Annotated in this window: 14 protein-coding genes; 11 read left to right on the top strand and 3 right to left on the bottom strand. The window is 60.3% G+C overall.

Annotation, left to right across the window (positions count from 1 at the left end):
• Positions 1 to 246 precede the first annotated feature (246 nt).
• Genes KP705_RS14470 through KP705_RS14445 form a run of 6 tightly spaced genes read left to right on the top strand, consistent with a single transcriptional unit; the run spans position 247 to position 6,641 of the window.
• Complete coding sequence (locus KP705_RS14470) at positions 247 to 819, top strand: hypothetical protein (protein WP_252348410.1); 573 nt, start codon at positions 247 to 249, stop codon at positions 817 to 819.
• Positions 816 to 1,991, top strand: a complete 1,176-nt coding sequence (locus KP705_RS14465; protein WP_211497648.1) for a hypothetical protein — start codon at positions 816 to 818, stop codon at positions 1,989 to 1,991. The genes KP705_RS14470 and KP705_RS14465 overlap by 4 nt, the downstream gene beginning before the upstream one ends.
• 21 nt (positions 1,992 to 2,012) lie before the next feature.
• Entirely contained in the window at positions 2,013 to 3,698 is a 1,686-nt protein-coding gene (locus tag KP705_RS14460) for a hypothetical protein (RefSeq protein ID WP_211497647.1), read from the top strand.
• A 59-nt stretch (positions 3,699 to 3,757) separates the two neighbouring features.
• Positions 3,758 to 6,013 carry a DotA/TraY family protein gene (locus KP705_RS14455; RefSeq protein ID WP_252348409.1) on the top strand — a complete coding sequence of 752 codons (2,256 nt, stop codon included), beginning with the start codon at positions 3,758 to 3,760 and terminating at the stop codon, positions 6,011 to 6,013.
• A gap of 11 nt (positions 6,014 to 6,024) precedes the next feature.
• Positions 6,025 to 6,336 (top strand): hypothetical protein, encoded by a 312-nt coding sequence (locus KP705_RS14450; RefSeq protein WP_211497653.1) that lies wholly within the window; start codon positions 6,025 to 6,027, stop codon positions 6,334 to 6,336.
• On the top strand, positions 6,333 to 6,641 hold the full coding sequence (locus KP705_RS14445) for a hypothetical protein (RefSeq protein WP_211497645.1): 309 nt from the start codon (positions 6,333 to 6,335) through the stop codon (positions 6,639 to 6,641). Before KP705_RS14450 ends, KP705_RS14445 begins: the two co-directional genes overlap by 4 nt.
• Before the next feature lie 19 nt (positions 6,642 to 6,660).
• Here KP705_RS14445 and KP705_RS14440 read toward each other — a convergent pair whose 3' ends face one another.
• Both KP705_RS14440 and KP705_RS14435 read right to left on the bottom strand, forming a co-directional pair.
• The gene (locus KP705_RS14440) at positions 6,661 to 7,113 is read right to left on the bottom strand and encodes a hypothetical protein (RefSeq protein WP_244974579.1); all 453 of its coding nucleotides are present in this window, start codon (positions 7,111 to 7,113) and stop codon (positions 6,661 to 6,663) included.
• On the bottom strand, positions 7,110 to 8,045 hold the full coding sequence (locus KP705_RS14435; RefSeq protein ID WP_211497644.1) for a DsbC family protein: 936 nt from the start codon (positions 8,043 to 8,045) through the stop codon (positions 7,110 to 7,112). The genes KP705_RS14440 and KP705_RS14435 overlap by 4 nt, the downstream gene beginning before the upstream one ends.
• A 135-nt stretch (positions 8,046 to 8,180) precedes the next feature.
• Between KP705_RS14435 and KP705_RS14430 the strand changes: the two genes are divergently transcribed.
• The 5 genes from KP705_RS14430 (at position 8,181) to KP705_RS14410 (ending at position 13,555) form a co-directional block, all read left to right on the top strand.
• Positions 8,181 to 8,654 carry a hypothetical protein gene (locus KP705_RS14430; protein WP_211497643.1) on the top strand — a complete coding sequence of 158 codons (474 nt, stop codon included), beginning with the start codon at positions 8,181 to 8,183 and terminating at the stop codon, positions 8,652 to 8,654.
• Positions 8,651 to 9,367: a transglycosylase SLT domain-containing protein gene (locus tag KP705_RS14425; RefSeq protein WP_308267575.1), complete on the top strand. Its 717-nt coding sequence runs from the start codon at positions 8,651 to 8,653 to the stop codon at positions 9,365 to 9,367. Before KP705_RS14430 ends, KP705_RS14425 begins: the two co-directional genes overlap by 4 nt.
• A gap of 377 nt (positions 9,368 to 9,744) precedes the next feature.
• Complete coding sequence (repC, locus tag KP705_RS14420; protein WP_215764710.1) at positions 9,745 to 11,109, top strand: replication initiation protein RepC; 1,365 nt, start codon at positions 9,745 to 9,747, stop codon at positions 11,107 to 11,109.
• Position 11,110: 1 nt separating this feature from the next.
• Positions 11,111 to 12,472 (top strand): O-antigen ligase, encoded by a 1,362-nt coding sequence (locus tag KP705_RS20180; protein ID WP_249206812.1) that lies wholly within the window; start codon positions 11,111 to 11,113, stop codon positions 12,470 to 12,472.
• 237 nt (positions 12,473 to 12,709) lie between these two features.
• Complete coding sequence (locus KP705_RS14410) at positions 12,710 to 13,555, top strand: hypothetical protein (protein ID WP_308267573.1); 846 nt, start codon at positions 12,710 to 12,712, stop codon at positions 13,553 to 13,555.
• Here KP705_RS14410 and KP705_RS14405 read toward each other — a convergent pair.
• Positions 13,552 to 13,814: hypothetical protein (locus KP705_RS14405; RefSeq protein WP_215764709.1), on the bottom strand; the 263-nt coding region annotated here is incomplete at its 5' end. The two genes, KP705_RS14410 and KP705_RS14405, sit on opposite strands and share 4 nt — an antisense overlap.

Raw genomic sequence — 13,814 nt, 5'->3', positions numbered from 1 at the left:
CGCTGGAATGTCGATGAGCAGCCCGAAGCGGGCGCGTTACGTCCGCTTCGGGTGCCTGCATCCCTGCTTGTCGCTTGAACCCCAATGCTGGCGGTTCTGTAGGTGTTCACCCTAAGCGTACGTAAAATACACTTTCGTGTCGTGACCCCTGACAGCAGAGAGCGCGAGGCAGATCCTTGGACCTCTCGTAAAGCCTGTCTCACAACAGAGCAGTCTGCCTTCGGGGACGCCTCGGGGTGCTGCACAATGAGGGCGTGCCGAAAGAGCACACGTCTCACCTTTGTACCGCTGATAGCCGCGTTAGGCTTCAGTCTGGTTACACCCGCTTTTGGAGACGACGCTTCTTCCGGTTGCCAGACACTCGTGCAAGCAGGAGCGACCGGGCTTGCCGCAGACCTGAAGGCGGACGACGCAACGATCCATCAGCCTAAATCCGTGACGAAATTCACCTGCCTGGGAAACTTCTTTAACGGCGTCGGACTGGATGTCGTGACGAGCAAACTGAATGTCGCATCGCTCGCTGAGGCTGCAATGGGCAAGATCTGCTCCCAGCTCTCATCAGAATGGGACAGCCTCCAGAGTTCGGCCCATTGCGGTCTCTCTGTGACGGGGCTGGATACGAACTTCAATCTTGGCCTCGGGGCAGGCAGCTTTTGCCCGAACCTGAGTTTTGGCGGCGGCGGCGACAGCCTGATCAATGCCGGGACGAATACGACCGGCAACCAGAGCTGGGTTGTGTCCGGACAGAGCCAGCTTCCTTCGGGGTACAGCTTTGACGCCATAGGATCGAGCACCGGCATTTCCCGGGTGAGCCAATGAAGCGGCTTCTCGACAGAGCTGGACGGCTCGGAGGCGCAAGCCTTCTGGTTCTAGCGCTTGCAACCGTCGCAGCCCCGAAACCGGCTTATGCCTTTTTTGATTCAGCCGCGATCGTAGGCGCGATCAGTACGCTCCAGGGCGCGATGAACAGTGTCATCACGACGGCCCAGAAAGTCCTGAACAGCACGCTTGGCCTCATTAACGGCAGTCTGGGAGACGGCTTTACGCAGCTGAGTAACTACATGAAGGCGCAGGTTGGGGCGCAGGAACAGATCGCAGACGCCAACAACATGGTGCAGGCCGAACTTGCCCGAGACGTCCGGGCAGCCCAACAGCGCGACAATCATGCGACCAACCGGCAGGATTGCCTTAATCTTGAAGGCGGTCAGGCTGCCGTTGTTGCGGCGCGAAACGGCGCCGCCGTCGCGACTGCGCTCGATAGCGGCAAGGACAAGCGCACGCAGGCCGGGAAAGGAACGCCGTCCTGGGAAGGTGCAGGGCAGGGCGCGCAGGCCAACAACAACCGCCATTTTACGCTTTACTGCTCAGATGCAGAAGCGGACGCTGGAATTTGCTCGCTCGCCTCCACCGATCAGCAGAATGCAGATCAGGACGCCACCAGCCTCCTAACGCCACCGGCATATCAGGATCAGGCCTCGATCGACCGTGCCAATGACTACGTCACGACACTGATCCAGCCCGTTGCTCCCGCCGCGCTGAGAGGAAGTGCTCTGACCTCAGTAGATGGACAGTCTGCCCTCCCGGGCCGCCGTGCCTACAATGCTGCCATTTCGCTCGCCCACCACGTCGGAGACGACATTATCGGGTGGCACGCGAACACCGTGACCCTGAGTGCTGCCCAGAAAGCTGAGGCGGTCCGTGAGGGTTACACCAACACCTCAGTTGGCTCGGAAAGCGAAGCCACTGAGCTGGAGATCAACCGGAAATACAGCGGCACAGACTGGCAGGCAGACCTGCAGGCGATGCCATCCGAAAAATCGGTTCTTGTCCAGATCGCTCTGCTGGACGCGCAGCGTAACTGGATTGCCTGGCAGCAGTTCAAACTGGACCAGACCCGGGCGCTGATGGAAGCCAACAGGCTCGCGACGTCTGCTGAACAACGGCTTCGGGCGGTGTCTCCTCTGCCGGTTCCTACCACAACACTCCCCTGAACATCTCGAATAGGAATGACCATGTCGGGTACTCTCACTCAGCAAGGACCGCTAGGCTACGTCCTGCAGGCCCTTGATGCTCAGCAGTCGACCATCCCCGAAGCAGAGCGCGGGCTTGCAAAAGATCTTTCGGACCTGACTGCGCGACTGCAGGAAAACCCGGGACTGGAAAGCGATCCAAAGTTCACCGTTCAGGTGGCGTGGCTTGTCCAGGACTGGAAGGCCTTTAGTGGAACTGGCGAAGATCCGCAGATCCCTCCAATTCTTGCGGCCGGCCTGAAGGCTCACGGCACTGATTTGCCGGGGTTGGAGAACGAAGAAATCAAAGCGATGCTGGCGCAGGCTAGCTCTCTTGAAGATCGAGATCTCGTCCATGATCTCCGCAAAACAGCGCTGGATATGTCCGGAATGTCTCCGGAAGACCAGGCTTCCGTTGCCGCTGCACGGCTGGCTGCCGTTCTGGACTATCGCATCACCATGGCTCTGTCGGGCACTCCTGCCCGCGCGCAACAGACCGAGCCTGAGCCGTCACCTCGACCAGATGCACAACAGCCGGACCCCGTGGTGACATCGACGCCAGAGTCCGCTCCTGCGAGGGAAGCATCTCCTGAAGTACAGCAACAGGCTTCTACTGACATGTCCCAACCAACCGTGACGGAGCCTGAGCCTCCTGTCGCGGAAGGTGGACACCTCTTACACGAGCCTCAGCAGGCGCCCCGGACACAGCACGAGATCCTTGAGCCTGGCCTTCCCTCGAATGACCCGTTTGAGGACGAAGGATATCTACGGTCTCTTGAAGAAGAGGCCGGTCCCTTTCGGGACGATGAGGAGTTCCAAGGAGATCTTCGCCGTTCTGAGCAACCGGAAGAAGTGGAAGATGCGGTGTCGCAAAGCCCCGCAGAAGAGGATCGTGCGGTACATCGTGACGACCAAAGAGCTGCTGATGACGCTGAATCTGCCGGCCCCACGCGAACAGCTGATAGGCGAAAATCCATACAGCCGGAAGTCGATCAAGCAGCTGCGCAGGTAGAAGGCAGAAGAGAAGGGGAGCAAACCAAGCCCAGCCATAAAGATGCGCAATCGGAGGTTCAAAAAGGCAGTATTGCGGCAACTGAAACGAACCGTCGTGGGCTATCTGATTTTATGAGTAGCCTTGTGGGCAAGAGCGACGAGCGGCAGATCCAGAACCGAACGCGCAAGGTCAAGGAAGCGGCCCGTGAAGTCGAGGAAGATCTCGGCGCTCTCAAGCGTGTCGGCCGAGAGTTTTTTGAAGCCTTCACCAAAGCTGCGTCAGAGCCTGGACAATCAGAAAGTTCTGTCATTGCGGGCATGACCGAGGATGGGAGTCATAAGGCGCTTCGCGCGCAGCTCAACGCGTCTCTGGAGAAAACGCCCGGCTTCGCAGAGTCCTGGGAGAAACTGCGGAAGTCGTCTCAGCGACTGGGCAAGGAAGTCGAGGTTCTGGGTGATGAAGCTTCCAAGCGGGACGCTTTGAGTGATCCCACTGTGCAGAGCGCAGAGGAAACCGCTGCCAGTGTTGGCAAGAAGCTGGAATCTCTTCCGGGCCAGGAGCCGGGCAAGGACTTTCTGAAGGAAGTTGGAGCGGCACTCGAGCGTCTGGTGGACCGTTTCCATGATTTTTTTACCAAAGATCGAAAGCAGGGCCAGGAGCAAAGTCGCGATAACAGCCCGAGCCCGGAGGTCTAAAAACAATGCACCAGTTCATGCGGTTCCTTCGAGCGTCCCGGCATTTCCGGGCGGGCACCATGACAGTCGTTGCCCTCACGGTCACTATGGGATCCGCCTATGCCGGAACCACGGCAGACAGCGTGAGCTGGAGCAACCTGAGCGCGGGCGATGACTGGTCCGCCCGCGTGCTCGACAGTCTCTTCCCGATGTCAGGGGGCACAGAGACAGCCACCGGCACAATGCTGCAGTATATTTCGGCTTATGCGATGCTGATTGCGGCGTTCTGGATCAGCTATGCCTCCATCCTGCAGGTTCATAAGACAGCGGAAAGCGGAAAGGTTTTCTCTGCAAGCTTCTCCGGGTGGGTGCCGCTGCGCGTTGTTGTTGCACTCGGGCTGATGGTGCCGATCCCTGCAAACGGTGGCTTCTCGGTGGGGCAGGCGCTCGTCGTGCAGGGTGCGAAGACGGCGATCGGGATGGCCCGCAACCTGACGGATGTTGTGGCCAAGTCCATCGGCCCGGACGCTTTGCCGCTTGCAGAACCGATCATCCCTGGGACCAGGCAGGTTGTCATGGCGGTGATGGAAAGCGAACTCTGCCGCGCCCTGGTCAACAAAGCCTCAAACAATTCTGACCTTATGCCCGAACCAAAGGTTTCAAACCCAGGCAATGGTTCGCCAGTGACGGTGGATTACAGCCTTGCCGTAGGCGAGGCGACGGCTGCGGCAACCTGCGGCAGCATCTCGGTCACAATCCCGCAGCAGGTTGAGCAGCAGATGCTCGGGTCAAATCTTGATCTGACAGATGTTGGCACCAGGCAGGTCAAAGCGCTTCAGGATCTGATCAGCGCGGTGCGCACGCCCATGTCGTCTCTCGCGGATACGATCTGGCAGACGCGGGATGTTACGGCCCTTCGCTCCATGGATGCGGTTCTGACTGCACAGAATACGTCCTACTCCTCCGCGCTGGGTGAGGCGGCCACGGCCATGATCAGCAAGATCCGTGCGCAGTATTCCTCAGATGGTAACGGCTCAAGTGATGCCGGCTATGTGGCTATGAAAAACCTCGGCTGGAGCGGGCTGGGGGCTTACTACCTTGAGATCTCGCGCCTCAATGCAGAGGTGCTGTCCATGTCCTCCATCGTCCCCTCGGTAACTCTGCCAAGCTGGCAGGGATTGGGGTCATTCCTCTCCAAAGACCTTGCGGGTCCGATCACCGCTATTGAACAGTATCAGGCTGCGGAAGAGCAGAAGCTGGCCACGTCGGACAGCGCCAGTGCGCCCAATGGGGCGACGAGGCTCTTTAACAACGCAGCTTTACCCAGTTCCGGACAATCGGCTCTGGACCGTGTTCTTCAGGCACTCGGCATCACGAACGGGGTCATGACGCTGATCGTCAATCATCTCCTGTCGCCAACATCCGGGAGTGACTGGACCGATCCTCTGGGGGCAATGATCGGGCTTGGCCATCTTCTAATTCACACGGCGCTGGCGATTATTGGGGGTGCTGCGGTGCTCAGTAGCAAGACAGGGGCGGGGCTCGCGACAGCGGCCAATCTTGCCACTGGGGATGTCCCGGCTGCCATTGCATCCGCGGGCAGCTTCGCACTGAGTGGTCTGATCAAAGCCCTGCTCACGCCTGTCTTTGCGGCTGCTTTCTTCTTGCTTGCGCCCGGCATTACGCTTGCTTACGTCCTCCCGATGACCCCCTTTGCTTACTGGATGGCAGGTGTCGCGGGATGGTATATCGTCGTGGTCGAAGCCGTGGTGGGCGTTCCGCTGTGGATGCTGGCCCATCTGGTGTTTCAGGGAGAGGGCCTTCATGGCCGCGGAAACCGTGGCTATGAAGTGCTGTTCACAATTCTCTTTCGCCCGGTGATGATGATTGCGGGTCTCGTGCTCAGTTACACGATCTTTGCCTCGATCTCCTGGCTGGTCATGAAGGCGTTCTCGATTGCCACCGGGTTCGTCTTTGAGCGTGGTTGGCTTCTGGACAATTTTATCGGCCTGATCGTCCTGCTCTGCATGTTCGTCACGATGGAGATGAGCATCGCAGTCATGTGCTTCAGGCTGATTTCGACCCTGCCACACCACATCCCTGCGATGGCGGGCATGACGAGTATCGGTCGTGTGGACAGCGATGACTTTAATGACAAGTCAACCGGCCGGGGGATCGCCGCTCCTACAGACACAGCCGCAAAACTGGCTCGCGATACGGTGTCGAATGTGAGTGCAGACGGGAAAGGGCAGAATACCGTCGACAACAACAAGGCCGAGCCAGTAGACTCAACGACAAGAGCTCTCATGCAGATCTCTGGCCGCGCCGAAGATTAGGGAGAACGATGATGGGAGACATTCTAGACTACGATAAGCTCTGCCGCATCACGCAGGCTACCGAAAGAATGGCACAGGCTGCCGGTAAGTCGGTTCCCCTGGCAGCCTATAATCAGGTCGTAGATCTTCATAACGACCTTGTCAGGAGGTACGATGCCCTCTCTGAGAAGCACCGTATCGCGGATACCGGTTTGGATGAGATGATTCGCAACCGGGATGAATGGAGCGAATTCGCTGAAAAAATGCGGAAGCGTGCTGAGAAAGCTGAAGCGCAGGTTGCGTCTCTCAAAGCCGAGCTGAAGGCGAAGGGTAGCAGGTCTTGACGGTCATTTCGCTAAGGCAAAGTTTCGCGGCCTTGGCGTTGCTGTGCAGCCTGTCAGCGTGCGCTCACGGCAACATCCGTTCGCTCTCGTCTTACAATGTGCCACCACCACCCAAGGTGAAGCAGCCGCTTTACGATCCTTATGCGCCCTATGGCTCTGCGCCCGTGACCTGGCGTCCTGCGCTGGCCACTCGCGCCGGCACCATTGTCAAACCTAATGATCCGGTCGATCAGGGTGATCGCCCTGATTATGAAAAGGCCGCCTGGTCGATTGACCGCAAAGCCGCCCAAGCCGGGACGTTCTGAGACGTCCCGGAGACTGGCCTCACCGAGGCCAGAGCAGCCGCCCGTCCGAAAGATACTCCGAGAGTTTTCCGGCGCGTCCCGTCCGGGCCTGCCAGTTTGAGAAACCCTGAATAACAAACTGGCTTCCCAGAACGATCGCACAGGCGAGCGCTTCCACACAGGATGCGCTGAAAGCGGCCCCATCGCTCCACATGAGAATCATTACCCACCAGAGGCTCGCCAGCAGACAGAGCGTGCCATACAGGCGCCCCAGGGTCCGGGTTCGCTTACGGATTGCGGCCATTTGCGGCGACATGGGAGGCTGGTCCTCGACCGTCGTCTGATCCACGGGCTGGATCACAGGAACGTCCTGAAGGATCCGAAGACCCTGCTGCGCCGTGCGCAGACCCGGCCTCAGCGCAAAGATAAACGGAAAGACGAGCCATAACGCGGCTCGTCCGGCCCGCTGCTTCACTGTCGGACGAAGGCTCATGCGTGAAGGCTCGCGAGAAACGCATCAAGATCGTCTGGGAGTCCTGCCTCGACATGCGGGGTGCCATTGCGATCCTTCCACACGAAGGTTGGCGTTCCTCTCAGACCGATCGAATGAGCGGCAGAGAGATTCAGCATCAGGCTGGCGCCCGCCGTGTCTGAGGTCGCGTGGCCTGGAACAGCGTGACCAAGATCATCGATCTGGTTCCATAGTGCAGCCATGTCATGCGGTTTTGCAGAGAGCATCTGCTGCGCAGCCGGCGTACTGGCGCCCTTGTTCTCATGATCGTTGATCGAGACCGGAACGATCGCAAGCTGTAGCCGGCCGGAAGCAACAGCAGGCTTCAGGGCCGCGTAGGCACGGGTCGAGAACGGACACAGCGGATCAATGAACATATAGACGCGGGGTGCCGTGTCCTGTCCTTCAAGCCCGAAGGCAACTGCCTTCACGCGTTCAACAGGATCCACCGCAGGAGGTGCGGTCATCGTTGAGGGGACGCCCGGCCTTGAGCCCTGGCCGGAACCCGAGGGAGTCCATTGCACGGTCGGGATCGCACCCGGGATTGAGGACACCTGATCGCGCGTGATGTTATGACCGGTCGCATCCCACATGACCCCTCCAATTTCGGCCAGATGATCGGGTGTGAGGTAAAAGACACGGAACTGCGTGCCGCTCCGTGCAAAGACGGCCTCAAGACCGTGCTCGGATCTCAGCCGATAGAGTTGCGCGCCCTGGCTCGCAAGGCGGCTCAAGGCAGGTGAGGCCGCAATATCGGCGGCGGACAGCGTTGGCCCCATCTCCGGCATAACAGGTTGCGGCCGTAAAGGGGGCGGGCCACCAGCAGTACGGACTGGCTCCGCGGCGGGGCAGGTCGAGGCTCCCAGGGCAACAGCCGGGAGCCCGAGCATCAGCATCGGGATGAAAGAGCGCATGGGTTTGATCCTCCTGCGGACATCATGCCGGGCGCACATGTGAGTGCGATCCGGGCGCGTCAATCAGGATCGTGTTCGCACTCACATTCGGATCGGTCAGACTATGGGGAGGTACTTTCTAAAGGAATTTGCACCATGCGCTTTCGCTTCTGGCTCGCCGTCTGTGTCTCGCTGGCGGCCCCTCTGGTGTCCCAGGCCTCAGCGCAGCATCTGACGCCGGAGCAGCTCGACAGACTGTCGCAGGAGCGTCAGTCGGAACTCGGTTCTCGCAACTGGGGTCCACCCCCGACAGTCACGCAGGCGCCGCAGACGCTGCACGCCACGCCGGTTCCCGTGACCTGCCGCAGTCCCGCTCATGACTTCGAGCCGCTCTTTGCCGAGCCGCGTCGTGGCGCTGTCCCTGTCGGAACCGCCGCTCCGCAGATCGCTGTGACGGACACGGTCTTTCAGGGCTGGCGGCAGGTCCTGCGCTCGGGAACGACCTTTGCCTGGATCCCGGATGCCGATGTCGTGGCCTATCGCCCGCTCGTGGACGGCGCGTCCCGGGCCTGTGTTGTCTCGGGTGAGAACGCGGCCGGGATGGTCCTGTTTACGCATCCGGCAAAGTGAAAGCCTTCCCGGTTCTGGCCCTGCTGACCCTCGGCGTGAGCAGCCCTGTCACTGCTGCTTTCGGGGCGGTGCCTGAGCAGATCGTGCCGACCAACCCGGAACCCGGATCGCCCGTCTTTACGCGGCCATCGACCGCGACGACGACTGGCGGGACCACCGCCACATCCTCGTATCAGGGCGCGTGGGGAACGGCGGATGCTTACGCGACACTGATGTCACAGACCTATGGTGCGGACGCGGTGGCTGCGGCACAGGCGGCCGGGATCAATCCGGACACGCTGGCGGCGTTCGGGCAGATCGAGAGCCATTTCCAGAATGTCGGGAATACGTGCTCGAGTGCACAGGGGGTGTGGCAGGTTACGGACGGCACCTGGAACCAGTATGCCTCGGAACTCGGTCTGAGCGCGGCCGACCGGTCCGATCCCGTGGCCCAGGCCAAGGTGGCGAGCGCCATCATCAGCGATTACGCGTCCGCCGTGAGTCGCTCGACAGGCGCACCGGCCACCGGAACGCAGGTCTATGGCGCCTACATGTTCGGCACCAAAGCCGGCGCGGCCATTGCAATCGAATCAAATGCAAGTACGCCACTCAGCCAGTATGTCTCCGCCAAGACGCTCGCGGCCAACAACATGAGCGGCTGGACGGTGGGCCAATACCAGCAGACGGTGGCCAACCGCATGGGCAGTGGGGCTTCGGAGGCAGTTACAAGTTGAAAACAGCGCGCCAAAATGGACACACTAAATGCCCGTTTTTACTCAATTATTTTTCTGAGCAGATGCTTTCGAGGTTGTTGCAGCGCCCGAACGGAGGCACGATGCCCGGATGTCTGGAGACGTCCCTGTGGGCGGCGCCAGCGAGTCGATCCAGAGGACCCCCGATGACGTAGCGCCCACAAACCAAAAACCCCGCCTCCTCCGATCGCCAAATCGGAAGAGCCAGGGCTCCGGCAAAACAGTTGCTAGGTGAGTAATTCGTTAAATTCATCTAGCGTCAGCTCTTTTCGAAACGCAAGCACTAAATTGCGAACGGGAGCGTTTTGTCTGGCGTCCGGCCGTGAGGTGGTCCTTTCACCCCCAGACCGGACCGATCAATGGAGCATTCTGCACAGACGCAGAGGGCGCAGGCCCCGTGCACGCGGCGCGGCCGACGCCGGATCAGTGAGGCCATGCTGGCCGCACGCGACGAACTGACCACCCCCGTCCCGGCCGAACCCGGCAAACGGGATATGCTGAACATGCTGAAATCGCTCCGCGGTGTCCTGCCCGTCAGCCGGGGAGCCGCCTCGACGCTGATCATCATGGTGGAGAAGACCTCTCCGGACGCCTGGGCGACGCTTGAGGCGCCGTTCATCTACGCGCACAACACCACGCTCATGTCCTGGACAGGTCTGTCGCGCAGCACGCTGCAGCGGCACATCCGGGAGCTGGCGGAAGCGCGGCTTCTGGTGCCGCAGGACGGACGCAACGGACAGCGCGGCCGACGATGGCAGGCGGAGGAGGGCCAGACGCAGGTTGGCTTCAATCTGGCGTCCCTGCGCTATCGCTGGCCGGATCTGCTGGCCCTGAGCGCGGAACAGCGGCGACTGCGCCAGCGCGTGTCCTTTCTGCGCGACAGCATTGCCAGCCTGAACGACACGGTCCGTGCCCGGGCCGAAGACCTCGGGCTTCAGAACATCATGGAGCAAGCGACGGGAATCATGCGCAGCCGTCTGAGGACGGCTCAGCCCGGCACTCTGGACGGGCTGTACCGGGAGATGCTGGCCCTTTCTGCCGCTCTGGCCGAGCAGTGCGCCGAGCCTGAATCCGGCCCGGATAACGCGCCTGTGGAAAACGCTGTTTTTTCAACGTCGTATCCAGCAGAAATGAGGCCCATGGGTCCTCAAAACGGGGCCCACTATACAGATACTAAAAACATTCAAACTTCTAAAAAAGTAGACCACGTAGCCGCCGATGGCGGCATTCGCATTGAACACATGCGGTGTGAAGGGCCGAGTTCCGGAACCAACCGTTCGAGCGTGTATGACCGGACAGCGTTGCGCGGGTTCAAGGGCACGGCGACGTTCTATCTCGAAATCTGCAGCAACCTGCGGGATTTCTGTTCCACCGGTCGGCCGAGTGCGGAGCAGTTGATCGAGGCCGCCGAGTATCTGTCGGGGCAGGTGGGTGTAACCTGTCATGCCTGGTCGCAGGCTTGTGTCGTGCTGGGCCGGTTGCAAGCGGCCGTCGCCGTGATCGTCATGGCGTCCAGGCTGGAGCGGGGCGCTGTCATCCGGTTCCGGGATGCCTATTTCCGCTCCCTGATCGAACGCGGGGCACGAAATACCCTGTTCCTTGATCGCAGCCTGTATGCACTGCGGGATCATCGCACCCGGGAAGTGGGGATGCTGGCCGAGGCCGGTGTCTCGCTGGCCGCCGTAGGCGTGGAGAGCCCAAAAACCCGGGCGGCGTGGATCTGACATGGTGCGTGTTGAAAAGCCCACTCTTCTGCGCGTTCTGGATCGTCTCGGCGCACTGGCCACCCTGCTTCTGCCGCTGTTTCTGGTGCATTGGCGTGGTATCGCCGAGGGGTGTCTGGATGGGCTCGCCGTCGGATTTCTGCTTCGGAGCGCCCTGACCCGCGAGTGGCACTGGTGTCGTCAGGGCTTCGTCTGGCCGGCCCTTGTGTGGTGGGGATGGCTGGCTCTGTGTTCCCTGCCACGTCAGGTGCCAGTTCCGGCAGAGGCAACCGAGAGCCTCACCCAGGCGCTGTTGGCCATCCGCTTTCCTGTCGCGGCGTTCGCTCTGGCCTTCTGGACGTTGCAGGATCCCCGGACCCGGACGTGGTGTCGCCGTCTGGTGATCGCCTGCGTGCTGTATCTGGGTGGGCAGATGCTCCTTCAGGCGGTCACGGGCCATAACCTGTTTGGCAATCCGCGGTTTGGTGATGGGACACTCACCGGACCTTACGACAAGCCGCGCGTGTCTGCGCCTTTCGCTCTTCTGGGTCTTCCGGCTGCCCTGTTTGTGGGGGCGCTGTTGGGACAGCGGGCGACACGCTCCTGGCAAAAACCGCTTCTGACGGGCGCGGTTCTTCTGCCGGTTCTCGGTTTGCTGGTGCTGGCTGGCCAGCGGATGTCCCTAGCAACATTTCTTCTCGGAACAGGGGACTGTGCCATGGTGCTTCCAACCCTGAGGCATCCGGCACTCGCGCTTCTGGTTGCCAGTCCGGCTCTGATTGGACTTCTGGCGTTCGTGTCCCCGGACGCTTTCGGGCATCTGGTGACAAAGACGCACAGCCAGCTCGCCCACTTCGCCAGCTCTCCGTATGGGCAGATCTACAACCGCGCGGCCGTGATGATCGAAGCGCATCCGGTCATGGGGTTAGGGGACGATGCGTTCCGGCACTACTGCCGTTCTGAGGTCTTTCTGAAGCCCGGTCCGAGCCATTTCCAACCGGATGGAGGCGGGGTGGCTGTCTGTGTTCAGCACACCCATAATCATGTGCTCGAAGCCGCCACCAACAGTGGAATTCCGGGAGCCATTCTGTTCGTCGCGATGATCGGAAGCTGGTGGCGTGTTCTGGGACGAACCGCCAGACGGCAGGTCGGTCTTTCCGCAGCGGAGATTGCCTGGCGTGTCGGTCTCTTCGGGGCCGCTGTTCTGCATGAATGGCCTCTGTCGTCACAGAGCGCTTTCCTCAACATGCCGCTTGGCGGGATTGCTTTCCTGCTTCTGGGGGCAGGGCTGGCAGAGGCCGTCAGAGATCTGAGGGTGTATCGCCCTGACGTCGAAGAGACTGCTCGCGGCGTTTTAACTCTTTCTCAACGGCCTCGCGAATAAACTCCGCCATGCCCCCCTGTCCGACAAGACGGACGATCCGCTCCCGCGCGGAGGAATTCAGGCGCACGGATGTGAGTTTGATATCGAGTGGTGGTCTTCCCATGAACCCTCGCTACACGGCAGGGGGGCTCAGTGTCAATTTGATAATAACCGAAATCGCTTATTGACGAATAAGCGCAATCGGTTATTACTTTTCCTAACGCAACATACTGTGTCCCCGTTTGTCAGGCGGGGACCGTGATCGACAGGTCCGTCATGACACTGAAAGCCATTTCAAAAACACTTTTCTCCAGCTCTGCTCTGTTGCTTCTGGCGGCCTGCAGCAGCGGGATGCCCGCGCCTGAGCCCGTGCTGCTGAGCCAGTTCAACCAGAACACAGACCGTTTCGGCGTTGTCAGTACGGTCGGTAAGGCTGAGGGCACGATCCAGAAGAACGGTCGGTCCTGCGATATCTACAAAATTTACACGACCGGCCTGACGGCTGGTGGTCGTGCGGCCATGAAGGCGGGTGAAGTTGTGACGAGCGTTGCAACCCTTGGTTTGGCGCAGGTGATCTGGGCACCGGTGAAGGCTGGAACCCGCCCGCAGTTGCACACGGTTCTGTTCTGCTTTGGCAGTAACGACAAGCTTGTCGACATTTATGACAAGGATCCGACGGATTCCACCGGCCCCGATCATCTGATCATTAACCGTACGGCCTACAGCATGCCGGTTGTCGCGGTTCCAGCCGCACCGTCTCTACAGGCGGAGGTGACAACACAGCCCGGCCAGCCTGTGAGCGTCACACCGGTTGCTGTTGCGTCTGCGCCTGTTGAGGCTGCGGCGCCCGCTCCGGGTGCGCCGGCCACGACGGCCGATGGCGCACCAATCATCTATGAAAAGGCCGTTGCGCCGAAGGCGGCGGAAGCAGCTGGTGCGATCAGCCTGGATAACATGGCCCAAGAAGCAACGACCGGGCTACAGCAGGTTCAGACGGGCAAGGCCAAGGTTCAGGCGGACGCAACGGCCGATGATCTAAACTCGATCAGCTCGCAAAAGGCTGTGGCCGCCAATCAGGCAACGCTGTCTGGCAAAGCGAATTAAGCATTTTCAACCCCGTGCTGAGCCGCGGTGATGATAAGCATGTGGGAAACGGATGTTTCCCAACTCAAAGTCCAACTGGAGGGTTCGAAAAACCCTTGGCTCTGAGCTGTTCTGTGTGATTCCATTTCTTCGGCGTTGATTGGGGATGSTGRAAGATGAATTAGTCGGGTTTCTTTGATATTGAAGAGCGGCTTCCCCGGCTGAGCGAGCTTGGTGATCAGCACGAGGTGGAGGGATCGAAGAACCGTTGGTTGATGCG

Origin of the sequence: Gluconobacter sp. P1D12_c (assembly GCF_018812105.1) — a bacterium.
Lineage (GTDB): Bacteria > Pseudomonadota > Alphaproteobacteria > Acetobacterales > Acetobacteraceae > Gluconobacter > Gluconobacter oxydans_A.
Note: the sequence above shows the minus strand (reverse complement) of the source record. Positions and strands in the feature narration are given on the sequence as shown.